The organism is Nocardiopsis sp. NPDC007018 (genome assembly GCF_040635075.1).
Lineage (GTDB): Bacteria > Actinomycetota > Actinomycetes > Streptosporangiales > Streptosporangiaceae > Nocardiopsis.
Genome location: NZ_JBEYHA010000045.1, coordinates 1 through 26,350 on the forward strand (window position 1 = coordinate 1; position 26,350 = coordinate 26,350).

20 protein-coding genes are annotated in these 26,350 nt (G+C 71.3%); 9 read left to right on the forward strand and 11 right to left on the reverse strand.

Going from position 1 to position 26,350, the window contains the following annotated elements; translation table 11 throughout:
- Positions 1 to 372: 372 nt before the first annotated feature.
- Both ABZ635_RS20900 and fxsT read left to right on the forward strand, forming a co-directional pair.
- Positions 373 to 2,265: a serine protease gene (locus ABZ635_RS20900; protein ID WP_357767712.1), complete on the forward strand. Its 1,893-nt coding sequence runs from the start codon at positions 373 to 375 to the stop codon at positions 2,263 to 2,265.
- A gap of 241 nt (positions 2,266 to 2,506) precedes the next feature.
- On the forward strand, positions 2,507 to 6,430 hold the full coding sequence (gene fxsT / locus ABZ635_RS20905) for an FxSxx-COOH system tetratricopeptide repeat protein (RefSeq protein ID WP_357767715.1): 3,924 nt from the start codon (positions 2,507 to 2,509) through the stop codon (positions 6,428 to 6,430).
- A 36-nt stretch (positions 6,431 to 6,466) separates the two neighbouring features.
- On the opposite strand, the gene ABZ635_RS20910 is transcribed toward fxsT, so the two are convergent.
- Positions 6,467 to 6,682, reverse strand: a complete 216-nt coding sequence (locus ABZ635_RS20910; RefSeq protein ID WP_357767718.1) for a DUF397 domain-containing protein — start codon at positions 6,680 to 6,682, stop codon at positions 6,467 to 6,469.
- Between the two features lie 147 nt (positions 6,683 to 6,829).
- Between ABZ635_RS20910 and ABZ635_RS20915 the strand changes: the two genes are divergently transcribed.
- Complete coding sequence (locus tag ABZ635_RS20915) at positions 6,830 to 7,156, forward strand: CU044_2847 family protein (protein WP_357767721.1); 327 nt, start codon at positions 6,830 to 6,832, stop codon at positions 7,154 to 7,156.
- Between the two features lie 38 nt (positions 7,157 to 7,194).
- On the opposite strand, the gene ABZ635_RS20920 is transcribed toward ABZ635_RS20915, so the two are convergent.
- The 6 genes from ABZ635_RS20920 to ABZ635_RS20945 form a co-directional block, all read right to left on the reverse strand.
- The gene (locus ABZ635_RS20920; RefSeq protein WP_357767725.1) at positions 7,195 to 8,388 is read right to left on the reverse strand and encodes an acyl-CoA dehydrogenase family protein; all 1,194 of its coding nucleotides are present in this window, start codon (positions 8,386 to 8,388) and stop codon (positions 7,195 to 7,197) included.
- Between the two features lie 229 nt (positions 8,389 to 8,617).
- Complete coding sequence (locus ABZ635_RS20925) at positions 8,618 to 9,700, reverse strand: ribonucleotide-diphosphate reductase subunit beta (protein WP_357767728.1); 1,083 nt, start codon at positions 9,698 to 9,700, stop codon at positions 8,618 to 8,620.
- A 109-nt stretch (positions 9,701 to 9,809) separates the two neighbouring features.
- A complete protein-coding gene (locus ABZ635_RS20930; protein WP_357767730.1) occupies positions 9,810 to 12,365 on the reverse strand; it encodes a ribonucleoside-diphosphate reductase subunit alpha in 2,556 nt (851 codons plus the stop codon).
- Between the two features lie 778 nt (positions 12,366 to 13,143).
- Positions 13,144 to 13,713 (reverse strand): hypothetical protein, encoded by a 570-nt coding sequence (locus ABZ635_RS20935; protein ID WP_357767733.1) that lies wholly within the window; start codon positions 13,711 to 13,713, stop codon positions 13,144 to 13,146.
- A gap of 26 nt (positions 13,714 to 13,739) precedes the next feature.
- Positions 13,740 to 15,485, reverse strand: a complete 1,746-nt coding sequence (locus tag ABZ635_RS20940) for an NYN domain-containing protein (protein ID WP_357767736.1) — start codon at positions 15,483 to 15,485, stop codon at positions 13,740 to 13,742.
- Between the two features lie 210 nt (positions 15,486 to 15,695).
- On the reverse strand, positions 15,696 to 18,587 hold the full coding sequence (locus tag ABZ635_RS20945) for a sigma-70 family RNA polymerase sigma factor (protein WP_357767739.1): 2,892 nt from the start codon (positions 18,585 to 18,587) through the stop codon (positions 15,696 to 15,698).
- A gap of 230 nt (positions 18,588 to 18,817) precedes the next feature.
- On the opposite strand from ABZ635_RS20945, the gene ABZ635_RS20950 reads away from it, so the two are divergent.
- From ABZ635_RS20950 to ABZ635_RS20960, 3 genes are all read left to right on the forward strand, one after another.
- Positions 18,818 to 19,573 (forward strand): hypothetical protein, encoded by a 756-nt coding sequence (locus tag ABZ635_RS20950; protein ID WP_357767742.1) that lies wholly within the window; start codon positions 18,818 to 18,820, stop codon positions 19,571 to 19,573.
- 350 nt (positions 19,574 to 19,923) lie between these two features.
- Positions 19,924 to 20,373, forward strand: coding sequence for a hypothetical protein (locus tag ABZ635_RS20955; protein ID WP_357767745.1), 450 nt, complete (start codon positions 19,924 to 19,926; stop codon positions 20,371 to 20,373).
- 512 nt (positions 20,374 to 20,885) lie between these two features.
- On the forward strand, positions 20,886 to 21,440 hold the full coding sequence (locus ABZ635_RS20960; RefSeq protein ID WP_357767748.1) for a hypothetical protein: 555 nt from the start codon (positions 20,886 to 20,888) through the stop codon (positions 21,438 to 21,440).
- Here the strand turns inward: ABZ635_RS20960 and ABZ635_RS20965 are convergent.
- Genes ABZ635_RS20965 through cutA form a run of 3 tightly spaced genes read right to left on the reverse strand, consistent with a single transcriptional unit; the run spans position 21,437 to position 23,047 of the window.
- Positions 21,437 to 22,093, reverse strand: a complete 657-nt coding sequence (locus ABZ635_RS20965) for a GNAT family protein (protein ID WP_357767751.1) — start codon at positions 22,091 to 22,093, stop codon at positions 21,437 to 21,439. The genes ABZ635_RS20960 and ABZ635_RS20965 overlap by 4 nt on opposite strands.
- A 46-nt stretch (positions 22,094 to 22,139) precedes the next feature.
- On the reverse strand, positions 22,140 to 22,709 hold the full coding sequence (locus tag ABZ635_RS20970) for a hypothetical protein (protein WP_357767754.1): 570 nt from the start codon (positions 22,707 to 22,709) through the stop codon (positions 22,140 to 22,142).
- Positions 22,706 to 23,047 (reverse strand): divalent-cation tolerance protein CutA, encoded by a 342-nt coding sequence (cutA, locus tag ABZ635_RS20975; protein ID WP_357767757.1) that lies wholly within the window; start codon positions 23,045 to 23,047, stop codon positions 22,706 to 22,708. Before cutA ends, ABZ635_RS20970 begins: the two co-directional genes overlap by 4 nt.
- Positions 23,048 to 23,116: 69 nt before the next feature.
- On the opposite strand from cutA, the gene pyrE reads away from it, so the two are divergent.
- Positions 23,117 to 23,650, forward strand: a complete 534-nt coding sequence (gene pyrE / locus ABZ635_RS20980; RefSeq protein ID WP_357767760.1) for an orotate phosphoribosyltransferase — start codon at positions 23,117 to 23,119, stop codon at positions 23,648 to 23,650.
- Between the two features lie 110 nt (positions 23,651 to 23,760).
- On the opposite strand, the gene ABZ635_RS20985 is transcribed toward pyrE, so the two are convergent.
- The gene (locus tag ABZ635_RS20985; protein ID WP_357767808.1) at positions 23,761 to 24,144 is read right to left on the reverse strand and encodes a RodZ domain-containing protein; all 384 of its coding nucleotides are present in this window, start codon (positions 24,142 to 24,144) and stop codon (positions 23,761 to 23,763) included.
- A gap of 417 nt (positions 24,145 to 24,561) precedes the next feature.
- Here ABZ635_RS20985 and fbaA point away from each other — a divergent pair, with 417 nt between their 5' ends.
- Together fbaA and ABZ635_RS20995 are read left to right on the forward strand one after the other, a co-directional pair.
- Positions 24,562 to 25,584 carry a class II fructose-bisphosphate aldolase gene (fbaA, locus tag ABZ635_RS20990; protein WP_357767763.1) on the forward strand — a complete coding sequence of 341 codons (1,023 nt, stop codon included), beginning with the start codon at positions 24,562 to 24,564 and terminating at the stop codon, positions 25,582 to 25,584.
- Positions 25,585 to 25,916: 332 nt separating this feature from the next.
- On the forward strand, positions 25,917 to 26,324 hold the full coding sequence (locus tag ABZ635_RS20995) for a hypothetical protein (RefSeq protein ID WP_357767766.1): 408 nt from the start codon (positions 25,917 to 25,919) through the stop codon (positions 26,322 to 26,324).
- Positions 26,325 to 26,350 lie beyond the last annotated feature (26 nt).

Consider the following 26,350-nt stretch of genomic DNA (forward strand, 5'->3'; position numbering starts at 1 on the left):
GACGATCTCCCAGAGCCCATCGGGCAACACATCGCTCACAGGACGTGATCATGCCAGGCTCAGGAGCATCTCGCAGGGCTTTTGAGATGAGCTCTTAGGCCGTGTTCCCCACGCTCGCCCGGAAAAGGCCTATCCTCACCTTATCGACCCGTCGTTTGTCTGTGGGATGAAAGGAACACGCAACTCACGGCGCATCTGCTTTCACATGAGCCTCAAAAAAACTCCAGAAACATCGAGCGATGAAATTCCCACAGGTCGCACCGAACCCCACCCCCTCCTGGTCACGCTCTCCCCCTCCTGATTTGCCCCGCCCCGTCAGGGGAAGTGTTGTGGGGTAGCGCGACGATCCGGTACCTAGAGAGGTCCGCGACTGTGGACACCCCCCGCCAGCCCCCGCCCGACCCGCGTCCCAACGAGCCCTTCTGGCAGTTACGGGTGCTCGGTCGGCACGGAGCCGTGGTCGGGGGAGCCGTCCTGGTGTCGCCCGGCCTCCTGGTCACCTGCGCCCACGTCGTCTCGGACGTCCTCGGCACGGACCCCGACTCCCCGGACCACCCCGGGACGGAGGAGCCGGTCATCCTGCTCTCCTTCGACGGGCGCCCCTGGACGGCCTTCGTGAGCCCCGAGCTCTGGTCCTCCGGGCCGGGCAGCCGCGACCTCGCACTGCTCCAGTTCCCCAAAGGGCGCGGCCAGCCGGACACCGGGTTCCCCACCCTGGGCCGGGTCCGTGACCTGGAACGGGGGCAGCCGCTCACCACCGTCGGCTACCCGATGGACCTGCGCTCGCTCTCGGCCCAGCTGTCCTACGAGGGTATGAGCGGGCCCACCGACCACTCCCACCAGGTGCTCACGCCCCATCCGCACGCGGCACAGATCTCCCCCGGGTTCAGCGGATGCGCCGTGCGCGGCGCCTCGGGCGAGGTCGTGGGCATCGTGCAGCACACCCTCGACGACGGCCACCGGGACTCCGGCATCAGCTTCTTCCTCCCGGTGGAGGAGATGGTCGGGGCGCGTGACGGGGTGGGGGAACCCGTCACCCTGGAGCGGCTGGCGGTCGAGGCCCTGTGCGGCCGCCAGACCTACGAGAGCCTGCACGACACCCTGGAGTCGGTCTCCGTCGACCAGGCGCCCCCCGAACACCTGTTGAGCCCCCTCGAACTCCGCCGGGCCCGGCAGCGGCACGGCGCGCTCACCAACGCGTGGGACGTGTTCGTCCCGCTGCTGGACCACGTGTCGCCGCGCGGCGAGCCCCCACTGCACCTGGCCTGGGTCCACCACGTGTTCTGGGAACTACGGGGCTCGCGCCGGATCGTCCCGCCCGTGGTCTGGCGGTGGATCGGCGAGGAGGCCGACGGTCTCGGTCTCGGAAGCACCTGGGAGGAGGCCCTCAAGGAGCAGCGCGACCAGCGGACCGGCCGGACCGGTGAGCGGCTGGCGGACCGGAACGGCGCGCCCGGGGCGGACGCGTCGAAGCGCGCGCCCCAGCCCGAGACGATGGTGCTGTTCGAGCTCGAACAGGTGAGCGACGGCTACCAGCTGTCCCATAGCGTCGCCTACCACGTGGGGAGCGGTTACGATCTGCGCCCGCAGGACACCCGGCTGGTGCGTGAGGAACAGATCTGTGACCAGATCGGCGCGCTCATCAGGGACGTCTCCATGAACCGCCTGGTGCCGGCCAACGGCCGCCCGTTGCGGCTGCGGGTCCTGCTCCCCAAGAACCTCCTCCACCTGGACCTGGGCCAGGCCACGCTGCCGCACGACTCCGCCGCGATCCGTCCGCACCTGGGCGCGCTGCACGAGATCGTCTACCACATCCGCGACCGCGTCCTGGACCCCGACTTCATGACCTGGATGCCGGGCCAGTGGCAGGACCGTTCGCAGCGGCAGGCGCGCCAGGGGACCATCGGACCGCACAACCTCCTCCGCACCTGGGAACAGGAGGTGTCGGAGCTGGCCAACGTGCTCACCAACGACGACTACACGGTCTGTGTCGTGGACTCCGACGACCCGGACGCCGGACACGTGTACGAGGCGGTCATCCTCCAGGGCATCCCGACCATCCTGCGCGGCCCCAGGGCCGAGGTGGCCGCCCTGGTGAAGGAGATCCTCGAACAGGCGCCCGACGCACGGGTGCGGGTGGCCGCGCTCGCGGACCACCTGCGCAAGCGGTCGTGGTCCCACCCGGAGGGCCGGAGCGTGGCCCTCGTCCAGGACGACTTCGGCGACGAGCTGCTCCAGAGCGTGCTCACCAGGCCGCACCCATGAGAGGTGATCGGGATCTTCGGCAACGTGAACAAGTTTCACACGGAGCAATAACTCACGCAGGGGACTCACGACAGGAAAGACCTGACATAACACCGAAATCGGAGGAAACGACCACAGCTCGGGACGCATCTCGAACTCCGTTCCGCACGCATATGCTAGCGTGGAATGGTCCGGCATCCTTCGGCCGAAGAATGCCTCTCGCCGGAGCCTGCTTCTTGACGCCACAGGGCGGAAAAGACGAATGCCTCAGGATGATCTGACGCAGAAGTACCACCACGCGCTGCTCGAATTCGCCGAGACCGGTGGTCCCTCCGCCATCCTGATGGACGTCTCCCCCCTGATGGACCTCCACCACCGGACCGTCACCGCGCTCTCCCGCGCCGCACGTACCGCGCACCTGCCCGTGGTGCCCTTCGCCCCCGGCCGCTACCTGCCCCCGCAGGCCGAGCGGGCGGCGCCCTGGCCCCTGCTCTGCCCACTACCCCCCGAGGTCACCAGCGCGCTGGTCGTCACCGACGCCCACGACCGCGCCTGGCGCCAGCCCCGTGTGGGCACCTGGCTGGCCGCGCTGGGCGAACGGGTGTCCATCGCGCTCCTGCACCTGCTCGACCGCGGGTCCTGGGCCCGGGGACCGATCACCACCCAGCCGATGTCGTGGACGGGGCACGCGCCCAACGCGCCCGACGCGTGGGAGCCCGCCACGCCCCCGGACCCCGCCGACCCCGGACCGCCCCCAGGAGTGGTCCGCGCCGCGCCGGTCCTGGAGTGCTCGCCCGAAGCGATCACCGCCTGGGCCAGGGCCCTGCGTGATCCGGCGGGCGGCTGGGAGGCCGACGTGTGGGCCATCGGAGCCCCCCGCCGACAGGTGCGCGGACCCGACGCCGAACCGGTGACCCAGTTCCTCACCCACTCCTCGGCCGGGGCCCGGGAACTCGCCGTCCGGCTCGCCCAGGCGCCCGTGAACCTGCCCGTCGCCGAGATCATCCAGCGGAGCATCCCCCAGGCCCCGCGCGACGAGCGCGCCGCCATCACCGAGATCGCCGAGGTGTTCGGCAGCGACCTGATGGACCCGACCCACGTGCCCGGCCCGCTCAACGACCCGGCGAGCGCGGCCCTGCGGTTCCGTTCGGGTGCCCGGAGCGAGCTCCTCAGCCGCGACGGCGAGCTGAGCGCGATGAGGGCGGTCTTCTACGCCCTGGGCATCGAGTTCAAGGACCACGCCCGGGTCTACCAGTGGCTGTCCCGCATCGAGAGCGGGGTCTCCCAGGTGACGCCGGAGTCCCTGGAGGGCGAGGAGGAACTCGCGCGCGCGATGCTGCCCGCCCTGTCCGAGATGCCCGGCGAGTACCGCAGGTTCGCGGACCAGCTCCGCCTCGCCCTCGGCGACGCGCCGCCGGACCCCGTGGCCGCACGCGTCCCCGATCCGGGCCCGGTGCAGGGTCCGGGGCCGACGGGTCGGCCGGTCGACCCGGCCCCCGTCACGGAACCGCCGCCCCGCAAACTCCGCAAGCGCCACCGCCGACCCCCGCCCCTTCCACGAGAGGAACCCAGCGCCGCCGTGTCCGAGACGTCCACGCCCTCCACCGCCAGGGAGCCGTACGGTTCCGAGCCCATCCGGATCGGACGGGGCACCGGCGGTCAGCCACGGCACCAGCGCACACGGCAGATGGCCAGGTTCGGCGGCGTCCCGCCCACCAATCTGCACTTCACCGGGCGGGCGCTGGTCCTCGGACGCATCCACGAGTCCCTGGAGGAGGCCGAGGGGCCCGGCACCTTCCTCCTGTGCGGTGGCGGCGGCATCGGCAAGACGCAGATCGCCACCGAGTACGCGCACCTGCACCGGGACGACTACGACCTCATCTGGTGGTTCCCCTCCCACAACGACACGGACGTACAGCAGTCCTACGCCGCGCTCGGCCGGTACCTGGGCATCCAGGACGAGGCGGGCGGCCCCAGCGTCACCTCCCAACGGGTCCGGGAAGCTCTGGAGGACGACCCGGAGATCGGTCGCTGGCTGCTGATCTTCGACGACTTCACCGACCTGAGCCGGCTGGGGGTGCGCAACATCCCCCTGAACGGCCCCGGCAGCGTGCTGGTCACCTCCCGCGACCAGACGTGGCTCTCCAGCGGACGCAGCAACGGGATCGTCGTCCCCAAGCTCACCCCCGAGGAGAGCGTGGCGCTGCTGCGCAAGGTCTGCGCCCAGGGCCTGGAGGACGACACCACCGCCCTGGACATCGCCGAGAAGCTGGAGTACCTCCCTCTGGGCCTGGCCCAGATGGGCGCCTACCTGCGCGACTCGCTGATGAGCGCGGAGGACTTCCTCCAACTCCTCCAGGAGAAGTTCGCCGACCTGCTCGACCACGTGGAGCCGGAGGGTACCTACCCCGTCCCGCTCGCCGCCGCCTGGAACGTGCAACTGGACGACCTGCGGCGCAGCAACGAACCCGAACGCGAGCTCAAACGGATGGTGCGGGAGTTCATCCAGCTGTGCTCCTTCTTCGCCCCGCGCCCCCTGCCGCGCACACTGTTCCACCGGGCCCGGGGCCTGAGCACCGACCCCGCGCTGTCCCGGCTCCTCGGCAACGAGATGTACCTGTCCCGGGTGCTGAGGTACGTGAGCAGGCACAGCCTCGCCGAGTTCGACCGCACCAAGCACACCTTCCAGCTGCACGGCACCTTCCAGGCCGTGGTCCGCAGCACCCTGAGCACCGAGGAGCGGGTGCGGCACCAGGACCTCACCCACCGGCTGCTGGCCCAGAGCGACCCGCTGGCCCCCGACCGGCCGCAGAACTGGGACGAGTACCAGCTGCTGTTCACGCACGTCCGGGCCTCCGAGGCCTGGCGCAGCCACGACCCGCAGGTGCGCGGACTGGTCCGCAACGTCATCCTCTACCTCATCGAGACCCGGCACCCGATCGCCGCCCTGGAGCTGGCCGACCACGCCATCGGGGCCTGGTACGACGACCCGGCCCAGCGGTTCCAGATCCAGCTGATGCGCAACCGCATCCTCAGCAGCCGCGGCGACAACGAGACCGCCCTGGCCGAGGCGAGGGCGATGCACGCCGAGCAGGTGGAGCTGGAGGGGTCCGAGAGCGAGGAGGCGCTGGACGCCCACCGTGCCAGTGCGGTCGCCCTGACCAACCTGGGCCACTTCGAGGAGGCCCGGCGGATGTACGAGGAGATCCACCGGATCAGGGTGAGCCGGAACGGTGAGGAGGACGAGAGCACTCTGTCCTCGGCCCACGACCTCGCCTACTCCCTGCGGATCGCCGGTCGGTTCCGGGAGGCGCTGGAGATCGACGAGCGCAACCTCGAACAGCGCACCTACGTCTTCGGACCCAACGGCATCCCCACCCTGCGCAGCCGCCTGTCCGTCGGGGTCAGCCAGCTGGAGCTGGGCCGCCTCGACCAGGCCAGGGCCACCCTGGAGGACGCCCAGCGCAGGTTCGAGGCCACCGAGGCGGACGGCAGTGTGCACTCCATGGAGATCCCGCTGTCCCTTTCCCTGATCCACCGGAGGCGGGGCGAGCACGAACGGGCGCTGGAGTTGTCCGAAGGGGCCGGGGAGGCGCAGGCCCGCTGGTACCCGGGTACGGCCCGCTCAATGCTGTACTTCCAGAACGTGCACATGGTGAACCTGGCCTTCGGGGGCGAGCTGGCCGAGGCCGAGCGGACCGCCCGTGCCCTGTTGGACTCGGTGGAGACCACGTACGCGGAGCGGCACGTCTTCCCGTGGGTGGCCCGGGCCAACGCCGCCCTGGTGTTCCGGCTGTCCGGCCACCACGCCGAGGCCCTCGAACTCGACCGGCTGGCCCTGCGCAAACTGCGGGAGACGCACGGGGACAACCCCATGCTCTTCGCCCCGGTGGAGATCAACCTCGGCAACGACCTGTTCGCCCTCGGGCGGCTGAAGGAGGCGCTGGCCCAGGACCAGGCCAGCGAGCGGCTCTGCCAGGAGGTACTGCCCGAGGACCACCCCTCCCGGTGGGTGATCCGACGCAACCTGCTGATCAGCCGACAGGCTCTGGGCGAGGACGTGGAGGAGTCCTGGACGGAGCTGCGGAACGGGTACGCGGTCCGGTTCGGCCCCGATCACACGTTCGTCACCAGCATGAACGCCTTCGAACGGCACGACTGCGAGGTCTCCCCGGTCGCACGCTGACCACCCCGGAACACGGGGGCGGTCCCCCGGCTGTGGTCAGCGCACCCTCGCCACCAGGGACAGCCACTCCTCGGGGCCGAACCGGAGGAAGCCCCGGCCGGGGTTTTGCGAGTCACGCAGGAGCACCCGCCCCCGTTCCCTCAGGGAGGCCTCGCAACAACCATTGTTGGGCTCCGACCAGGACGACTTGCGCCACCCGGTGCCGTCACGTCCGTCCCGCCAGGTAGAACTGGCCGTTCCTCGCCCGGTCATAACTGTCAGGGCCCACCATCTCTTCACCACGCACGGCACCGTTGTGTAGTCGAATCAGGGACATCCTCCAACATTTTAACCTTTGGTCCACAACACCGCATTAATCGGTATCAGGAATGATCGAAGACTGGGGTCACAGTGAGCAATGTGATTGATTTTCGCACCGACGACGACGCCGTGATCAGCATCGAGGCCGTTCCCGTGCGGCGCCCGGGCGCCCAGCCGGTCTCCCGTGGCGGGACCGTCACCGGAGACCGCCGGCTCGACGCGGTCGTCTCCCGCGTCCGGCAGGTCGCCGCCGCCGTCTCCCGGGAACTGGGGTCCTTCGACCCGCGGGAGTTCGGGCCCACCAAGACCGAGATCGAGTTCGGGGTCAGCGTGAGCACCGAGGCGGACGTGTTCGTCGTCAGGGGCGCCGCCGAGTCCTCCTTCAAGGTGAAGATGACCTGGGAGCACGGCGGGTCCGGCGCGTAGCGTCCGGCCCCGGCCGCCACGCGCACCCCCGGACCAGGTCAGCCGACCCCGGCGACCAACCGATCGGAGAGACGGGCGGACCACTGCCCCCGGTCCGTCCCCAGGGCCGCCTCCCCCAGCCGCAGGAGCTGCACGTCCGAGGTCCCGGCGGGCGCGAAGACGTGGTGGGCGTCCCGCAGGTAGCGCTCGATCGGCCGGTGGGTGTAGAGCCCCTGAGCCGCGTGCACCTCCATGGCGTTACGCGCCGTGTCCAGGACGTACTCCACGTTCACGAGCTTGGCGTTGATCAGCTCGTTGTCGCAGGGCCGCCCCCGGTCCAGCAGGGAGACCGCGTGGTAGAGCGACAGCGCCGCCACCATCAGCCGGGACTGCATCTGCCCGAGCCTGAGCTTGACCGACGGCACCTCCGCCAGCGGCTTCCCGTATCGGAAGACCTCCGAGGCGTAGGCGCAGGTCTCCTCGACCAGGGCCCGGTGGATGCCCAGGGCCACCGCCGCCAGGTTGGCCCGCCCGTACAGCACGCTCGACGAGTAGGCCACCGACAGCCCGTCCCCCTCCGCGCCCAGCAGGTTCGCCGCGGGCACGCGGCAGTCCTCGAAGACCAGTTCGCCGAAGCTGAAACCGTGGAGGCCCATGGTGCCCTGGTGGTCTCCGAGCGAGAACCCCGGGCGGTCGGACTCCACCAGGAAGGCGGAGAGCCCCCGCGAACCGGGTCCCGTGCGGACCACCACACCGTGCAGGTCACCGACGTGGCTGTTGCCCACGAACACTTTCTGCCCGTTCAGGACGTAGTCGTCGCCGTCGCGCACCGCGCTGGCGGTCATCCCCAGGACGTGACCGCCCGAGCCGTACTCGGTGACCGCGATGGTGGGCAGGCAGCGCCCCGCGGCGACCTCCGGTAACCACGTGACGCGCTGCGCCTCGTCGCCGAAGTGCACGATCTTGGCGACCCCCAGCTGGGAGGCCTGGACCATGGCGCCCATCGCGCCGCTGACCCGGGCGATCTCCTCGATGACGATCGTCTTGGCCAGGTGCCCGAGCCCCATCCCGCCGTAGGCCGGGTCGACGGTGATCCCGATCCACCCCTGCTCGGCGATCAGCCGCGAGAGCTCGTGGTTCACGCGACGGTCGCGCTCCATCGCCGCGACCCGGGGCCCGACCTCCCTCAGCGCGAACTCGCGGACCCGCGCCCGCAGCTCGTCGTGGCGCCCGTCCCCGAAGTGCTGTTCCATGCCTGTCCCTTCCGCGCCAGGAACCTCCTGGTCGCATGGGGTTTCGACGCGCTGGGAACGACGTGGTTGCGGTTCTGGCCCCCTCCGGTCAGCGTCTGACCGGAAGCGGTCGGGCGCTGCTCCCCGCCCGGGCGGCAGCCGTGGCGCCCCGGGCACGCGAACGGCCCGGGGCGCGCGCCCGCCCCGGGCCGTCGGGAGGGAGGGACTGCGTGTCCTCCCGGGTAAGGACCTAGTCCCAGTCCAGGCCGCCACCCGTCTGGTACTCGATCACTCGGGTCTCGAAGAAGTTCTTCTCCTTCTGGAGGTCCATCATCTCCGACATCCACGGGAACGGGTTCTCGGTCTCGCCGAAGATGGGGGCGAGGCCGATCTGCTCGGCGCGGCGGTCGGTGATGAAGTGCATGTACTTCTCGCACAGCTCGGCGTTGAGGCCCAGCACGCCGCGCGGCATGGTCTCGCGGCCATAGGCGACCTCCAGCTCGCAGGCGTCGGTGAGCATCTGCCGCACCTCGGCCTGGAACTCCTCGGTCCACAGGTGCGGGTTCTCGATCTTGATCTGGTTGATCACGTCGATGCCGAAGTTCAGGTGGATCGACTCGTCGCGCAGGATGTACTGGTACTGCTCGGCGATGCCGACCATCTTGTTGCGGCGGCCCAGCGACAGGATCTGCGCGAAGCCGGTGTAGAACCACATGCCCTCGAAGATCACGTAGAACGCGACCAGGTCACGCAGGAAGGCCTGGTCGGCCTCGGGCGTGCCGGTGCGGAACTCCGGGTTCTCCAGGTTCTGCGTGTACTTGAGCGCCCAGGCGTCCTTGGCGGTGATCGAGGGGACCTCGCGGTACATGTTGAAGAGCTCGCCCTCGTCCAGGCCGAGGCTCTCGCAGATGTACTGGAAGGTGTGCGTGTGCACCGCCTCCTCGAAGGCCTGGCGCAGCAGGTACTGGCGGCACTCCGGGTTGGTGAGCTGGCGGTACACGGCCAGGACGATGTTGTTGGCGACCAGGGACTCCGCGGTGGCGAAGAAGCCGAGGTTGCGCTTGAGCATGAGGCGCTCGTCCTCGGTGAGCCCGTCCTTGGACTTCCACAGCGCGATGTCGGCCTGCATCGCCACCTCGGTGGGCATCCAGTGGTTGTTGCACCCGGACAGGTACTTCTCCCACGCCCACGTGTACTTGAGGGGCAGCAGCTGGTTGACGTCGGCACGGGCGTTGATCATCGACTTGTCGTCGACGTTGACGCGCTCGGCGTCGCGCTCGATCTCGCCGAGGCCGCTGGTGGCCGCTGCGCTGTTCTCGGAAACCGCGGTCATGCTCGAACTTTTCCGTTCTCCGGTCGGGCCGGGGTCGTCTTCGGGGAGAGGAGGGGGCGCGAGGGAGCGGGGGCGCCCGCCGGTGCGGCGGGCGCCCCGGGGCCCCTCGTTACTGGCAGGCCTCGCACTCGGGGTCCTCGATGCTGCACGCCTGGCCGTCGACGATCTCGAACTCGTCCTCGGGCTCGGGCGCCACCGGCTCGGTCACCGGGGCCGGGCTGGGTACCGGGCTCGCGACGGGAGCGGGCGACGGGGCGGCCACGGGAGCGGCGGGGGTGGAGGCGACCGCGTTCAGTCGGCCGTCCGTGCCCTTGAGCGTGCTCTTCTCCACGTGGGTGGCGCTCTGCGAACGCAGGTAGTAGGTGGTCTTGAGACCGGAGCGCCAGGCGCGGCGGTACAGGGCGTCCAGCTTCCTACCGCTGGGCGCGCCCATGTACAGGTTGAGCGACTGGGCCTGGTCGATCCACTTCTGGCGGCGCGAACCGGCGTCCACGAGCCAGTTGGGGTCGACCTCGAAGGCCGTGGCGTACAGGGCCTTGAGGTCGTCGGGCACGCGGTCGATGGCGCCCAGGCTGCCGTCGTGCATCTTCAGGGCGGACACCATCTCCTCGTCCCACAGGCCCCGCTCCTTGAGGTCGCGGACCAGGTAGTCGTTGACGACGGTGAAGTCGCCGGACATGTTCGACTTGACGAACAGGTTCCGGTAGACCGGCTCGATCGACTGGCTGACGCCGGTGATGTTGGCGATGGTCGCGGTGGGCGCGATCGCCATCACGTTGGAGTTGCGCATACCGGTGGTCCGGACCCGCTCGCGCAGGGAGTCCCAGTCCAGGGTCTCGCCGCGGTCCATGTCGAGGTCGCCGCCACGGGAGTCGGCCAGCAGGCGCAGGGAGTCGATGGGCAGGACGCCCCGGCTCCACAGCGAGCCCTCGAAGCTCTCGTAGGAACCGCGCTCCTTGGCCAGCTCCATGGACGCCTCGATGGCGTAGTAGCTGATCAGCTCCATGCTCTCGTCCGCGAAGGTCACCGCGCCCTCGGAGGCGAACGGCGTGCGGATCTTGAAGAGCGCGTCCTGGAAGCCCATGAGGCCCAGGCCGACCGGGCGGTGGCGCATGTTCGCGCGGCGCGCCTCGGGGATCGTGTAGAAGTTCACGTCGATGACGTTGTCGAGCATGCGCACGGCGGTGCGGACGGTGCGGCGCAGGCGCTCGACGTCGACGCCGTTCGGGCCGACGTGCTGGGCCAGGTTCACCGAGCCGAGGTTGCAGACCGCGACCTCGTCCTTGCTGGTGTTCAGCGTGATCTCGGTGCACAGGTTGGAGGAGTGCACCACGCCGGTGTGCTGCTGCGGCGAGCGCAGGTTCGACGGGTCCTTGAAGGTGATCCACGGGTGGCCGGTCTCGAACAGCATGGTGAGCATGCGGCGCCACAGGTCCACGGCGGGCATCTTCTTGAAGACCTTGATACGCCCGGCCTCGGCGGCGGCCTCGTACTGCTCGTAGGCCTCGGCGAAGTCCTTGCCGTACTTGTCGTGCAGGTCGGGGACCTCGTCCGGCGAGAACAGGGTCCAGGTGCCCTGCTCCTCCACACGCTGCATGAACAGGTCCGGAACCCAGTTCGCGGTGTTCATGTCGTGGGTGCGGCGGCGCTCGTCACCGGTGTTCTTGCGGAGGTCGAGGAACTCCTCGATGTCGATGTGCCAGGTCTCCAGGTACGCGCAGACCGCGCCCTTGCGCTTGCCGCCCTGGTTGACCGCGACCGCCGTGTCGTTGGCGATCTTCAGGAACGGGACGACGCCCTGGCTCTTGCCGTTGGTGCCCTTGATGTGCGAGCCCAGGCCGCGGACCGGGGTCCAGTCGTTGCCGAGGCCGCCCGAGTACTTGGACAGCATGGCGTTGTTGCTGATGCCGTGGAAGATGTCCTGGAGGTCGTCGCCGACCGTGGTGAGGAAGCAGGACGACAGCTGTGCGCGGACCGTGCCCGAGTTGAACAGGGTGGGCGTGGAGGCCATGAAGTCGAACGAGCTCAGCAGCTCGTAGAACTCGATGGCACGGGCCTCGCGGTCGTCCTCGTTGAGCGCCAGGCCCATCGCGACGCGCATGAAGAACGCCTGCGGGAGCTCGTAGCGGACCTCGTCGCTGTGCAGGAAGTAGCGGTCGTACAGGGTCTGGAGGCCGAGGAAGGTGAACTGCTCGTCACGGTCGGCGTGCAGGGCCTTGCCCAGGCGCTCCAGGTCGAACTGCGCCAGCGCCGGGTCCAGCTGTCCGAGGTCGATGCCGCGACCGACGTAGGCGGACAGGTAGGTGGCGTAGCGGTCCTCCATGTCGGACTGGCCGGCGGTCTCGGGGGCGCCGCTGACGAAGCTCAGGGCCTCGGTGCGGAGCTTGTCGAGCAGCAGGCGGGCGGCCACGTAGGAGTAGTTCGGGTCGACCTCCACGTAGCTGCGGGCGGCCATGACCAGGGCCAGCTCGACCTCGGAGTCGGCGATCCCGGGGTAGAAGCCCCGACGGGCCTCGGTGAGGACCTTGGCCGCCGAAACACCGGTGAGCCGCGCACAGGCCTCGGTTACGACGTGCTCGATCCGGTCGATGGCGGCGGGGGCGCCGCCGCCGTGGGTCGGCGCGGGCCGAACGGATGCGGGCACGGCCTCGACGTCAAGGGTCATACAGCGGCTCCAACCTCGGTAAAGAAGAGTCCCGGCGGGGAACGGGGTTCACGAGTAGCAGACGCGCGGCTCGCACCGGCGGTCCCATCGCACTGGATGCGGGTGGGCCCACGACCGGAGGGTCGCGGCGACTCCCCTCGAAGCCCCCTCGTCTGCGTTGTTGATGTCGGGTCCTGGAACCCGTGGGTGACCTACGCGATCTCCGCTTCCCGTGGCCGATCGGGCCTCGTGGCGCGGGCGGTCGTCGTTCCCGTCTGCTTCACCAGGGTGGGAACCCCGGTGAACCACCAACGGGACCCGATACTACATCTAGGGGGTGCCACCTTGGAACACCGCAAGATGATGGCGTGTCGCGGATTTCTCGGATTCATCGACGGATGTCGAACACACGCCTGGAGCGTGGTATGAGTGCCTCACGGGCGCCCTGTGACAGGGCGTCTCCGGCCGGGCTCGCGGGCCTTCGTGGGGGGTCGGACCCAGCCTAGGACGTCGGCGGGGCGGACGTGTCCGCACACCCGCCGGAGATCGGCCACAGGGCCCTGCCGACGCGCGGGAACGGGGTCGTAAGGCCGGGGGTCGACGACCGAACCTGGCGTACCCGGTCGGCCCGGATACGGGAATCGGACCCCGCGCGTCCGGAGGCGGACGATCACGACCCCGGGCGGGGCGGGAACGGGGGCGCGTCAGAAAGCTCACTTCCCGGGGGTGTCGCCCGCCGCGGCACGCCCCTTCCCCGTGCGGGGCGGCGTCCCGACCCGCGCGGCGCGCACCGTGCGGGTCACGCGTCCAGGAGGCGGTCCAGATCGTCCTCGGGCAGGCCCAGGTCGGTCCGGATGCGGAACCGGATGCGCAGGAGCTCCTCGAACAGGTCACGGGTGTAGGACGACAGCGTCCTGTGCGCGAACCAGCGCGCGCCCGCGGTGGCCCAGCGCTCCGCGCCCTCCAGGTCGTCGTGGGCGTAGAGGACCTCGGCGACGTGGATGTGGGTCTGGAGCCCGGGATGGTGACCGCTCTCCAGACGCTTGAGGTGTTCGTAGGCGAGCTCGCGCTCGTCCAGCTGGAGCAGCGCCCCGGCGCTCAGGGCGTGCGCGTCGACCACGGTGGGACCGCCGTCGTCCATGGCCCGCTGGTAGGCGGCGCAGGCCCGCTCGAACTCCTGGGCGATCTCCCACTGCTCACCCGCGCGCACGAACAGCTCCGCCCGGGTCACCTCACTGCCCGCGTCGACCCGGTTGGCCAGGTCCAGCAGCTGGGCGGCGATCCGGCCGTGCTCACCCGACCGGACGGCGTGGAATTCCAGCCGGTCGAGTTCTGCCGTCGTCACCTGGGTCAACCGCATCGCCCCCATCCCCTACTCGCACTCGCGCGTGCCGGTCAGGGCCTGGCACGCTCCAGCGCCTGCCAGAACCCCTGGCGCAGTCCGTCACGGACCTCGTCACGCAGCAGGTGGTCGATCGGGAGTGAGGACCCCTGGAGAAGTCTGGCCTCCAGGTCGGAGGGCATCCTGGGCCTTCGGGCCAGGACGGCCTCCACCCACAGGGCGGGCGCCTCACGTGCGATCGACTCCGCGAAGTCGTTTCCTTCCTTGTGCGCGACATGCACCGCGTCATCAACGGTATGCGTGCCGGGGCCCGTCTGCTGGGCATATCCAGGACTGGGGATGGATTCCTGGTATCCAGACGTGCCGAACCGGCTGTCGTACTCGGGACCAGTAGGCCGCCGTTCCCCGAATCCGGGGGCGGCGCCACCGCGGCGCGCGGTGTCAGTTGCCGTACTGGTCCCATAGGTAGGGTTTGCGTCCGCCCCACCTCCGAAGCCTGGTTCCTCACCGGGACCGAACCGCGGGTCCGGGCCGGGCGGGGCCGCGTTTCTCTGCGGTGGCCCCTGCTGGAGGTCGGCGAAGGAGGCCTGGGGCCCGGTCCCCGCGTCGAAGGACCGTTGCGGGCCCGTGCCGTTGAAGGACGGCTGGGGCCCGGTTCCGTTGGTGAAGGCGGGCTGGGCTCCGGTCAGTGTGTGACCCTGCGGCGGCGCCTGACCCGGTCTGCCGGGGAGGCCGAAGGCGCCCGGGTCGGCTCCGCGCATGGAAGGGTGCCCGCCGGTGCCGGAGGGCGGGTAGCCGCCCTGGCCGTTGGGCCCGTGGCCGTTCTGCGCCGCGGCGGGGTTCGGGGCGGGATGCGCCCCGGAGGCGCCGGGGTAGGAACCGTCGCCGTTCACACCGGGCGGTGCCTGACCGCCGGACGGGAAACCGTTCGCGTCGATGCCCCCGCCCGGGGAGCCCTCCGTTCCGGGCCCGGCCAGGTGGTCGACGCCGCGCTGCTGCGCTATCGAGCGGCGCATCGCGCGCAACTGCTCCATGGCGCTGCCCTGGGGCACGGGCTGTCCGCCGGTGCCCGCGAACATCGCCTCCAGGCCGCCGGTGGAGGCGGTGACCGACTCGGGCCGGCCGTTGCCGCCGGACGGGGCCGTCGCGGGCTGGCGGGGCTGGGGGGCCTCGGGTGCGCGCGGGGGCTCGTTGGCGGAGCGGCCGCGGCCGTTGGCGAAGGGGGTGGTGGTCTTGGCCGCGGTCTCCTGTGTGGAGCCGCCGCCGGAGAGGAGGTTGACGTGCGGGCGCAGGTGACCGGCGCCGATCTCGATGAGGTCGTCGCTCTCCCGGCGCAGGGCGCGGGAGATGGTCCAGTTGCCCTCGACCGAGATGTGCACGACGGTGACGCGCACGCCCATGTCCTGTACGTCGGCGACCACGGGCGCCATGTCCTCGTCGCCGCTGACCAGGACCGCGTCGGACAGGACCCCGGTGCGGGCCAGGGTGGTGAGGTCGCGCTGGACGTAGCTCTCCACGCCCTCGCGGCGGCCCGGGCGTATCCGGGCGGCCCTGAACTTGATGCCGGGGATGTCGGCGATGCCGTCCTGTTCCTGGGCCCGCCGGTCGTCGGCGATCGCCTCGTACCAGTAGCAGCGCAGGAGCGGCAGCCCCGTGCGGTCCCGGGCGACCTCGTTGAGGAACTGGACGAGACCGGAGTAGTCCCAGGCGACGGAGTCCCGGTTACGGGTTCCGTGCACGGCCATCGCACCGTCGGCGAGAAGGTATCCCGCGTCGACGAACAACGCGCAGCGGTCCACGTGACACCGCCCCCTTCCCTGTCGATCTCTGGGGCCATATCCATGACCGGGGCACAGCCTAGCCAAGTCTGTCTCGTTTTGCGTGCCATCGACGGACACCGAAAGTGACTCGGCGACTACCCACAGGAGGGGATTCGGGGTCGCACGCGTCCCCCCGGATGCCCCACCAGGCCCGGAAGGGCCACGGAAGGGGCATCCCGACCACCGGGCTCAGGTGCGCATGGGAGCCGTGAGAGCGACGACCCCGACCACCACCGCGTCCTGGCCGGACGGGATTCGGATATCCGTTTCGCGCCCGAGAACCGCGTCGAATCGGGCGACGTCGGTCCCGAACGCCATCGGATCGCCCACCGCCCCGCGAGCGGAACCCACGAAGACGTTGTCGGCGCTCCCGTGCCCACCGGTCGGCGCGAGCGGGGTTCCGCCCACCATCACCCGGTCTCCGCCGAGGTCGGCGTCCCCCTCCCAGGCCACCACGTCGAACCGGGCCGGGACCGACTCCGGCAACAGGCCGGACACCGGGAAACGCGCCCCCGTGTCGTCCTGGAAGACCGCGGTGGTCTCGTCGAGCACCATCGCCTGGTGGTAGCCCTCCACCGACGGGTCCTCCAGGACCACCACGAGGCTCCAACCGGCGTGCACGCCCCTGCCCTCGCTGGCCGGGACGTCGGCGACCCACCACTCGCCGCCGCCAGCGGAGCGCACCAGGGCGGTGACGTCGGCGAACGCCTGGTAGGCGCGGTAGCCGGGCAGGTCGGCGACGCGGGTGTCGGTGGCGGTGACGGTGGTGTAGGCGGCCATACCGGGGCCCTTGACCCGCGCGGTGGGCGACGCCGGCTCCCCCGCCGCCGAGAAGTACAGCCCGGCCCAGCGAACCGCGCCGCCCTCGGGGAGCTCCCAGACCGCCGAGCTGGACGAGGTGGTGGTGGGGTCCAGGTCGCGGTCGAGCGGGGCCATCACCCAGTTGTCGTTGTCGAGCCGGTCGCCGATCCGCTGGCGGGCGTCGGCGCAGGCCCCCGGGGCCTGCTCCGCGTGCTCTTCGTCCTCGTCGGTGTATCCGGGGTCGGTGGGTTCCGGGGAACCGGGGGGGTCGGAGGGCACCTCGGGTTCCGGCCCGCCGCCGTGACCGCCCTCGGCCCCCTCGCCGCCCCCATCGCCCTCGGGGGCGCCCGATTCCTCCTCCTCCGGCTCGGGTGAGGAGCCTCCCGGGGCGTCACCGAGCAGGTCGCCGAGCCCGCCCCCACCGGAACCCGGCGCGGCGGGCTCGTCGGCGTCCGCCGGGGCCGGACGCAGGTCCGCGTCCGGCGGGGGGTCCACCCGGCCGTCCCGGGCGGTGGTGCGCCCGTCCGGAGGGGCCACCTGGCCGCCGCCGGGCCACCCCCACCACGGCCAGGGCCACCCGCCCTTCGGCGGTTCGGGTTCGGTGCAGGTCAACAGGGCGTTGCCGACGGTCTCCGTGCGTACCTGCCCGGCGGTCGCGTAGCGGGCGGCGATGCCGTCCGGCGTCACCCCGCGCTCCCCGACCGCCTCGAATCTGGCCTCACCCGAGGAGATCACCACGCTGGCGGGCACGTGCACGTCGGCGTCGGACGCCACCCGGACGTCGAGGAACTGGGTGCTGTTCTCCCCCTCCGCCATACCGGTGCGTACGCACTCGCCGCCGCCGCTGCCCGCCGCGCAGCCCCAGTCGCCGTGACCGACCGCCAGGGGAACCGCGTTCCCGGCCCCGCCCGAGGAGACCATCTCCACCCCCGGGGGCAGGGTGATCGCGGCCAGTACGTCACCGGCGGTGGCCGTGCCGGTGTTGAGCACGTCGAGGACCATGATCCCGTCACTGCCCGGGACCAGCGAGCCGACCGGGTCGATGCCCGCCGCGAACACGGGGCCGGGGTCCTGCGGCGCCTCGGGCGCGTCCGGCTCCTCCGGGGCGGGCGGGGCGTCGGGGGTGTCCGGCGCCGGCGGCTCCTCCGGCTCGGGGGCGGGCTCCGGCACCGAGGCGGCGGGGACGTCGGCGGGCACCGAGGGCGCGGGTTCCGGATCGGGCGCGGGCGCCGCCGGGGCCGGGTCGGCGGGGTCGGCCGGGCCCTGGGCGGGCGGGTCGGCGGGCGCCGCCGGGTTCCCGGCGGCCGGGGCGTCCTCCTGGGGAGCGGCCACCGGCGGGGGGTCGGAGGGCGGCACGCCCTCTCCGCCCACCAGGGCGAGCGCGACCGCGACGGCCACGCCCGCGGCAGCGGCGGCCCCGGCGGAGACCTGCTGCTGGCGCCGGGACATCCGGTTCCACCAGGCCCCGGTCGCGGCGCCGCCCGGTGTCACGGTGAGGTAGCCCGTGGCCCCGAAACCCACCACCAGCGGCAGCACGATCCCGCGCAGGCCGACGTTGACGTCCATGAGCTCCGCGTACACCTCGCGGCAGTCCCCGCAGTCGTCCATGTGCCGGTCGACCTTGGTGGTGTCGCGCTTGGACAGGCCGCCGCGCACGTACGCGCCGAGCAGGCCGAGCGTGGGCCGGCAGGCCTCGGCGGCGCCCCCGCCCGCCAGGTGCATCTGGAGGTAGGCCTGGCGCAGACCCTCCCGGGCGCGGTAGGCCAACGCGGCCACACCGTTGGCGTTCATCCCGAGGATGGTGGCGGCCTCGGCGGGTTTGACCCCCTCGATCTCCGTGTGCCACAGCACCGACTGCCAGCGTTCGGGCAGGGACAGGAAGGCGCGGGCGATCAGCGAGCGTTCGAGGCCCTCCAGCGCCGGGTCGACGAAGGGTTCGCCGGAGTCGTAGGTCTCCATGTCGTCGGTGACGACCTGGCGTCGGTCCCCCCGCCCCCGGTCGTAGGCGGCGTTGCGGACCGCCGTGAGCAGGTACGGGCGGAAGGCGTCGCTGGGTCCGCCGCCGCGCTGGATGACGCTGAGCACCTTCGTGAACGCCTCGGCCACCGCGTCCTCGACCTCGGCCTCACCCCGTAGGAGCTGGCGGGCCAGGCCCCGGGCGGCTCCCGCGTGGCGTTCGTAGAGGGTGCCGTAGGCGGCGTTGTCGCCGGCCTTCACCCGTTCGATGATCTCCGCGTCACCGATGAGTGTCTCAGTGTGCTCGCCTTCGGCGTGGGTCACACCGCGCCCTTTCCCTCGTGGTCCCGTATCCCCCCGCCGCGAGCCAGATCCGGGGTTCGGGAGGCAGGGGTTCGGCGTCGGGGCATCACGTGCTCGAAAAAATATCTCGTATCCGCGTCATAGCCGCTACCGATCTCCGTGATTGGGGTGAGGGCGAACGGAGGGGGCCCACCGCGGGGGCGCGGGCCCACCTTCGTTCACCTGGCCAAACGACGACCGGGAGCGATGCCATGCGCGAGACCGATGTGGGAGCCGGAACACGGGGCCGTGTGGTGCGCCGTGCCCGGGATCTACGGACGCCGTGGGGGCGCCGGAGCGCGGAGCGGGGATGGGGCCCGGCCGAGGACTGGTGGACGCCCTCCGTGGACGCCGTCTGTGAGGCGCACACGTCCGGGGAGGACCTCGTCGACGCGTGTTCCCGGCTCGGGGAGGCCCGGGCCCGTTCGGGAGTGGACGTCGGCCGGGCCCTGGCCGACCTCGCCGCCTTCGGCGAGGTCGTGGGCTGGGGGCACGTCCCGCTCTCCCTCGTGCGGGCACTGGCCGAGGGCTGGGTCGAGGGCGGCCGGGGCCGGGACACCTGCCAGGACCCGTTGACGGGGCTGGCCAACGCGTCGTACCTGCGCACCCGTGTCCGCGAGCTCTACCGGAGCGCGGAGGAGACGGTCCCGGCCGCGTTCGACCACCGCCTCGTCGTGGTGTCCCTGGACCCCGCCCTCGACCCCTGGCGGCGCGCGGCCCGGCTGATCGTCCTGGGGCACGAGCTGAGCCGCTTCTTCACCCGGGGCGAGTCGCTGTGCCTGGTGAGCCGGGGCCGGATCGCGGTCGTGGCGCGGGACGTCCCGGCGCTCAGGACCGAGCTCGACGAGCTGCGGTCGGGGATCGGCTGGGAGCACGGCGCCGCCGTCTGGTCCGTGCCGCTGCCCGCGACCCACGGCGAGGCGGCCGCCCTGATCGACGGCCTGGGCGGTGCGGTCCGCGACGAATGACCCTCAGACGCCGCGTCGGAGCACACCGCCCTCCCAGAGGGGAGAGGGCCGGTCCCGACGCGGCACCGCCGACCGCCGCGCACGTCTGAGGGGGCGTACGCGGGGCGGTCGGCCCCGTCCGACGGGCCCGGGCCCTCTGGCCCCCGAGTCGAGGGGCGGCCCACGAGGCCCGTCGGACGGACACGGGCACCGCACCGCGGTGCCCCGGGGGCGCGCTCACACAGGGGAGGTGGGCGCGCCCTTCGTCGTCCGGTCCCGGGACGTCCCGCCCCACGGGGCACGGGAGAATCGCCGCGAACGACGGACGCCCCCGGCGTCCGCCCTCCGCCCCCGACCCCCCGAAGGAAACCATGGAGAAGGAAGAAGAGATCCGCCTGCTGTCCCGTATCGGACAGATCCTCCTGCACTCGGCGCCTCCCGGGTCGAGGGAGGTCGAATGCACCGCCGCGATGGTCGGCGACATGGGAGAGATGTGGACAAGGGCCGTCGTCGCCGACGGCTCCGAAGCACACGTCAGCACCCCGATCGATCTCAGTTCCGCGTTCAGGGAGCTTCGCTCAGGGATGTGGGCGCCCGGGAGGGGGACGTGGTTCTCCGCCCGGTACCTACTCACTCCGCCCTCGTCGTTCTCGGTCACCTACAACTTCGACCGCGAAGTCGAGTTCAGCCGCCCGCGACCCGACTCCGTCGACTACTACGAGGACCTTCTCGAACACCCCCGCAGCCCCGAGAACACCCCCGTGTGGCTCCGGGAGAGGATCGAGGCGGCGGCGAGGGCGATCGCCACCCCGCGAGAATGAGAAGGGGCGCCGTCCCGCACCGGCACGGCCCGGAACCCGACGGGTGGACGTGCCACGGCCTCCTCCAGCACGGGAAAGAGTTCGTCCGCCCTCCAGGCACGCAGGACAGAGGAAATGACACGAGAGCCCGTCGAAGACGGGTCCGAGCTCCGACAGACGGAGATCCTCAGGAAGATCGGCTTATCCACGAAAGATGGAGGTCGCGGGTCAGGGCGGCGACCGCCTCACCACCGAATACGGAACGGTGGAAACGAACAGAGCAGCGCACCCGAGGCGTTTCCCAGCGTGGAAGACGGACTCCGGGCCGACACGCACAAGGAGAGCGGCGGAACCCGGTTCTCCATGAATGACGTCCTCACGCGCCCGTCCCCGGCCGTTTCGGATCGACTTTCGCTACCCACACACTCGGGAAACGCGACGCAACTCCAACACAAAGCGATACCGAAATCACCTTGCGTCACGGAAATCGTGCGGGTGCCATTGATCGCATCGTCCCCTGGTAAATTCCGGGAATGTTCTCACGTTTTTCCGGGTTCTTCGTCGGAGCCTTCTTCGGGCTGGTGTTCGTGCTGGTCAACAGCGGCCCCCCGCTGCCCGACGCGGCCGCCCTCGCGGTGCGGGTCCTGGCCGTGGGCGCGGCGGTCGCGATCGTCGTCCTGACGGTGCTCGCCATGCGCGGGAGCGCCCCGTCCGAGGACGACGGCTCCCCCAAGCCGAGCTTCGGCGCCTTCTTCGGGGTGGTCACCATGGTCGAGGTCGCCCTGATCGTCGGCGGCGCGATGACCATCAGCAGGCTCGACTCCGTCCCGGACGAGGCCGGTGTGGCCTGGGTGGCCCTGGTCGTCGGCCTGCACTTCTTCCCGCTGGCCTGGCACTGGAAGCAGCGGGAGATCCTGGTCGTGGCCGGGTACGCCTCGCTCCTCGGCGCGACCGGACTCGTCATGGCCCTGACCGGCCACCCCGCGTGGGTTCCCCTGGTCAGCGGCGTCGTCACCGGCGCGGGCATGCTGTTGGGCAGCCTCGGCGGCGTGGTGTGGATGTCGCGCCAACGACGCGTGACCGCCTAGGCGGGGAGCTCGCCCAGTCCGAAGTACGGCAGGCACCGTTCCAGCCCCTCCACCTCGACGGGGACCGTGCGGTGCCGTTCCCAGTCCTCCCGGGTCAGCCGGAACCTGGTCTCGCCGACCCGTTCGCCCCGGACCGCGACCAGGTTGGTGCCGTCGGGCCGGTAACCAAGCCCGAGCGACACCCCGCGTGAGGCGACCGAGGTGTCGAAGGCCTCCGACACCGCGGCCACCGCCCCCAGCTCGGCGAAGGCCAGGTGGAGCACGGCCGCGCGCATCTCCTTGCCGAGGCCCCTCCCCTGGTACCGCCGGGTGAGCCACGACCCCGTACCGACCTGGCGGGCCACGCCGAAGTCCCGCGCCGCGAGCTCCTGGATACCGATCACGGTGCCCTCGTGCACCACGACCGCGTTGAACCTCCAGTTCTCCGGGGTCCACGCCGCCATGGTCTCCCAGTTGTGCTGGACGACCGAACGAGCCAGGTGCGCGGGCCCGCGGTCCGTCCACGGGGTGAGGAAGGGCATGTGCGCGGGGTCGTGGACCCCCGCGAGGGCCGCGTCCGCCAGCTCGGACAGGTCCTGGTCCGAGGGCATCCTCAGCTGGAGGCGCGGGGTGTTCAGCCGAAGCCCCGCCGGGGGGAAGTGGTCTGCGATCATGCCCCGATTCTGCGGGCCCCCGCCGCGCCTGTCACGCGGGTTTCGGTCAGCTGACCAGGGCCGCGACGAGCGCCGCCAGCTCCACCGAGGCCGTGGCCCGGCTCCCCGTGGCGTCACGGACCACCCAGCCGCGCATCCCGGCCAGGTGCGCGGGGTGCGCGTGGGCCGGGTCGGTGAGCAGGTAGCCGCACGGGGCGTCCGGCCAGTCGGGGACGGTGGGGAGGCGTTCGGAGCGGTAGGCGGCGGGTTCGTCCTCCCGGGCGGGCACGCCGGTGAGCAGTTGGTTCCGGGCCAGATCGGCGCGGGTGGGGCTGCCCGGCTGTGGCAGGGGCGCGTCGACCAGCACGTAGCCGAGCACCGGTCGGTGCGCGGAGCGCTGGGCCGCGCCCACCGCGCCCAGGAGGGGGCCGCCGTCGCCCTCGGCGACGAGGACGACGGGGGTGCGATCGCCGACCAGCCGACTGATCTCGAGGCTGGCACGCGCCACGTAGCGGGCGGCGTGGGGGGCGGTGACGTCGTCCGTGATCCGGGGGAACACCGGGCGGGTGAGGACGTCGGCGGCGCTCGGGAGGGAGAAGGGCGCCCCGAGGCCCGGGGGGAGGAGAACGGTGATCACGCGGGGCCGCCCCCGCGGGTCTCGTCGCGCACCCAGGCCAGGTAGGAGGGGTTTCCGCCGGTCACAGGCGTGGCGACGACCTCCGGGACGTCGTAGGGGTGCGTGGCCACCAGGTGCGCGACCAGGTCGTCGAGGCGGTCGGCCCGCGTTTTGATCACCACCGTCCACTCCTGGTCGGCCCGGACCTCGCCCTCCCAGCGGTAGAAGCTGGAGACGGGCCCGCCCACCTGCGCGCAGGCGGCCAGCCGCCGTCCCACCACGGACCGGGCCACCTCCTCGGCGCCCTCCCTGCTGTCCACGGTGGTCTCCACCCGGTAGGCCCCGGTGTGCTCCTGCATGGTCCTCCCAACCAGGGCGGAGCGGGCCTGGTCCGCGCGGCCCCACCCGGTGTTCTAGGCTCACTGGTCATGAGCGAACGTGATGAACTCCTGCGTCAGATCAACGATAAGGCGGTCGTGCGCGGGAAGGTGACCCTGTCCTCCGGCAAGGAGGCCGACTACTACGTCGACCTGCGCCGGATCACCCTGGACGGGGAGGCCGCGCCGCTGGTCGGCTCGGTCCTGTTGGACACCGTCGAGGACCTGGAGTTCGACGCGGTGGGTGGTCTGACCCTGGGCGCCGACCCGGTGGCCGCCGCGATGCTGCACGCGGCGCACGCGCGCGGCCGCACGCTGGACGCCTTCGTGGTGCGCAAGGCGGGCAAGGCGCACGGTCTCCAGCGGCGGATCGAGGGTCCGGACGTGAAGGGGCGCCGTGTCCTGGCGTTGGAGGACACCTCCACCACCGGCGGTTCGGTGATGACCGCCGTGGAGGCGCTGCGCGAGGCGGGTGCGGAGGTCGTCGCGGTCGCGCTGATCGTCGACCGGGGCGCGCGCGGGCGGCTGGAGGAGGAGGGCCTGGAGTACCGGCCCGTCTTCGAGGTGTCCGACCTGGACGTGTGAGGACCGGTTCCGCGGGGCGGGGCGTTCGCGTCCCGTCGCGGGGCGGGCTCCGGGCGGGGCGGCGGTAGGACCGGCGGGCCGCGCGGGGGGTGCCCGAAGGGCGGGGGCCGTCAGGGCTTGAGGGTGAAGCTGTGGCCGGGTGAGCGGTCGGAGACGTCGCGGAGGCCGCCGTTGACGTACACCTCGACGGCGGTCGGGTCACCGATGGTGACCTCGAGTCCGGCCTCGTTGTCGGGGTAGGTCACGGAGCTCCCCTGGGTGAGCTCCTGGTCCAGGAGCACGTCCCCGCCGGGGACGCGGACGAAGACGTCGCTGGACTCGCCCACCACCCGGATGTACAGCGCGCCCATGTCGTCGGGGTCCACGCTCTCGGCCGCGGCCTCAGAGGCGTTCACGCTGGCGCTGGCGCCGTTGCCCGGGAGGGACTGGTACAAGAAGTACCCGCCGAGGGCCACCAGGGCGACCAAGAGCGCGACAGCCCCGACGATGGCCATCACCTGGCCAACGCCGCGCGGATCATTCCTATGCCTTCCCACGGCGACGAATGTAGCGCGTATCACGACAAAAAGCGACAGCGGCCACTGGAAACGCGCGGCTCACCACCGGTCCGGCACCCGTCGGCCCGCAATGGGGGTCCTGTTCCGGGGCCCCTCAGCCGCCTATCGTCGCCGCCCCCGTAAGCTGCGGGTACGTCGCCGAACCCGGAACAATATGGTCTAGACCTTTCCAACGGCTCAGGCCATTCGGGATACTTGGACGACACCTGGCGGACGCCACCGGACACACGGCCCACGGGCCGACCCCGGCGGTCCGGTTTCCGCCGCCAGGGCAACGCACGTGGGGTGCCGCCGGAACGCGAGGGTCTCGTGTCGGCGGCCGCTCGCTCCAGGCCGAACCAGGGAGAGTCAAGCATGCCCATCGCCAGCCCCGAGGTCTACACCGAGATGCTGAGCCGCGCGAAGTCCGAGGGCTTCGCCTACCCGGCGATCAACGTGACCTCCAGCCAGACGCTGCACGCCGCCCTGCGCGGCTTCGCCGAGGCAGAAAGCGACGGCATCGTCCAGATTTCCACCGGCGGCGCGGAGTTCCTCTCCGGTGCTTCGGTCAAGGACATGGTCACCGGTTCGGTCGCCTTCGCGGAGTTCGCCCGCGTGGTCGCCGCCAAGTACCCGGTGAACATCGCCCTGCACACCGACCACTGCCCCAAGAACAAGCTCGACGGCTTCGTCCGCCCGCTGCTGGAGATCTCCAAGGAGCGCGTGGCCAAGGGCCAGGAGCCCCTGTTCCAGTCCCACATGTGGGACGGCTCCGCCGTCGAGCTGGAGGAGAACCTCCAGATCGCGGACGAGCTGCTCGCCGCCTCCAAAGCCGCCCGCACCATCCTCGAGATCGAGGTCGGCGTGGTCGGCGGCGAGGAGGACGGCATCGTCGGCGAGATCAACGAGAAGCTGTACACCACCCCGGAGGACGCCCTGCGTACCGCCGAGGTGCTGGGCCTGGGCGAGAAGGGCTACTACATGACCGCCCTGACCTTCGGCAACGTGCACGGCTCGTACAAGCCCGGCTTCGTGAAGCTGCGCCCGGAGGTCCTGAAGGCCGCGCAGGAGGCCGTCGCGGCCGAGTACGGCCGGACCAAGGCGTTCGACTTCGTGTTCCACGGCGGCTCCGGCTCCACCATGGAGGAGATCCACGAGGCCATCGAGTACGGCGTCGTGAAGATGAACATCGACACCGACACCCAGTACGCGTACACGCGTCCGGTCGTCGACCACATCATGCGCAACTACGACGGCGTCCTGAAGGTCGACGGCGAGATCGGCGACAAGAAGGCCTACGACCCCCGCGCCTACGGCAAGGTCGCCGAGGCCGGCATGGCCGCCCGCGTGGTCGAGGGCGCCCAGCACCTGAAGTCCGCCGGGAACAAGATGAAGTAGGACCCGCCCCGGCACGGTGCCCGTCGGCTCGGCCGCCGGGCACCGTCGTCGTTTCCGGCCCCGCCGGGGCCGGGCCCGGGTGCCGGGCGACCCTTGATCGCCCCTTCGGGCATCGGCCACGGCGCAATACGGACCGTGTCATGTCCGCATTCGTCCGACAACGGCGTCCCGGGCGCCCGCCCCGGAAAAAGCCGGGATCACTTTTCCCCGCGTTTCGCGACCAACCCTCCGAAAACGAATCGCGCTCTCCACACACCGCCTCCGCCTGCGGTTTCGCGCCCCCGACCCCGGGAATTCCTTCTGCACCCTCCCCCCGAACGGATCGAGGAATCGTGGAAGGCAATCGATCTCTCCGTCTGGTGGTCGTCGGCGCGCTCGTGGCCGGTGCCGCCCTGGTCGGCGGTTCCGCCGCCAGTGTCGTGTGGGCGTCACCCGCCGACGCCGCCCCCTCGGCGGCGTCCTCCTGCGGGCTCGGCGCCGACACCCCCACCACCTCCGGTACCCACATCTCCGGCGTCGGCTCCCGCACCGGCTGCGCGGGCTCGGTGACCCTGACCGTCGAGGTGCGCAAGCACCGCCCCGCCTGGCCCGACGCGGTCGTGGCCGAGAACAGCCGCTCCGGGTTCGGCGCCGGATCGCTCCGGGCCTCGGGCGGCTGCGACGGCAGGGGCACGTACTTCACCGAGACCAGGAGCTCCAACGGCAACAAACTGTCCTCCGCGAGGGTGACGCGGTGCTGACCGGCCCCCTCCGGCCCCCGGAGAGG

Coding starts and splice junctions, on each gene's coding strand:
- ABZ635_RS20960 (WP_357767748.1), top strand. CDS start 20,886: ATGTTCTCACGTTTTTCCGGGTTCTTCGTCGGAGCCTTCTTCGGGCTG.
- ABZ635_RS20930 (WP_357767730.1), bottom strand. CDS start 12,365: ATGACCCTTGACGTCGAGGCCGTGCCCGCATCCGTTCGGCCCGCGCCG.
- fxsT (WP_357767715.1), top strand. CDS start 2,507: ATGCCTCAGGATGATCTGACGCAGAAGTACCACCACGCGCTGCTCGAA.
- ABZ635_RS20925 (WP_357767728.1), bottom strand. CDS start 9,700: ATGACCGCGGTTTCCGAGAACAGCGCAGCGGCCACCAGCGGCCTCGGC.
- ABZ635_RS20920 (WP_357767725.1), bottom strand. CDS start 8,388: ATGGAACAGCACTTCGGGGACGGGCGCCACGACGAGCTGCGGGCGCGG.
- ABZ635_RS20935 (WP_357767733.1), bottom strand. CDS start 13,713: ATGGGGGCGATGCGGTTGACCCAGGTGACGACGGCAGAACTCGACCGG.
- ABZ635_RS20965 (WP_357767751.1), bottom strand. CDS start 22,093: ATGATCGCAGACCACTTCCCCCCGGCGGGGCTTCGGCTGAACACCCCG.
- pyrE (WP_357767760.1), top strand. CDS start 23,117: ATGAGCGAACGTGATGAACTCCTGCGTCAGATCAACGATAAGGCGGTC.
- ABZ635_RS20955 (WP_357767745.1), top strand. CDS start 19,924: ATGGAGAAGGAAGAAGAGATCCGCCTGCTGTCCCGTATCGGACAGATC.
- ABZ635_RS20985 (WP_357767808.1), bottom strand. CDS start 24,144: ATGGCCATCGTCGGGGCTGTCGCGCTCTTGGTCGCCCTGGTGGCCCTC.
- ABZ635_RS20910 (WP_357767718.1), bottom strand. CDS start 6,682: ATGACCGGGCGAGGAACGGCCAGTTCTACCTGGCGGGACGGACGTGAC.
- ABZ635_RS20950 (WP_357767742.1), top strand. CDS start 18,818: ATGCGCGAGACCGATGTGGGAGCCGGAACACGGGGCCGTGTGGTGCGC.
- fbaA (WP_357767763.1), top strand. CDS start 24,562: ATGCCCATCGCCAGCCCCGAGGTCTACACCGAGATGCTGAGCCGCGCG.
- cutA (WP_357767757.1), bottom strand. CDS start 23,047: ATGCAGGAGCACACCGGGGCCTACCGGGTGGAGACCACCGTGGACAGC.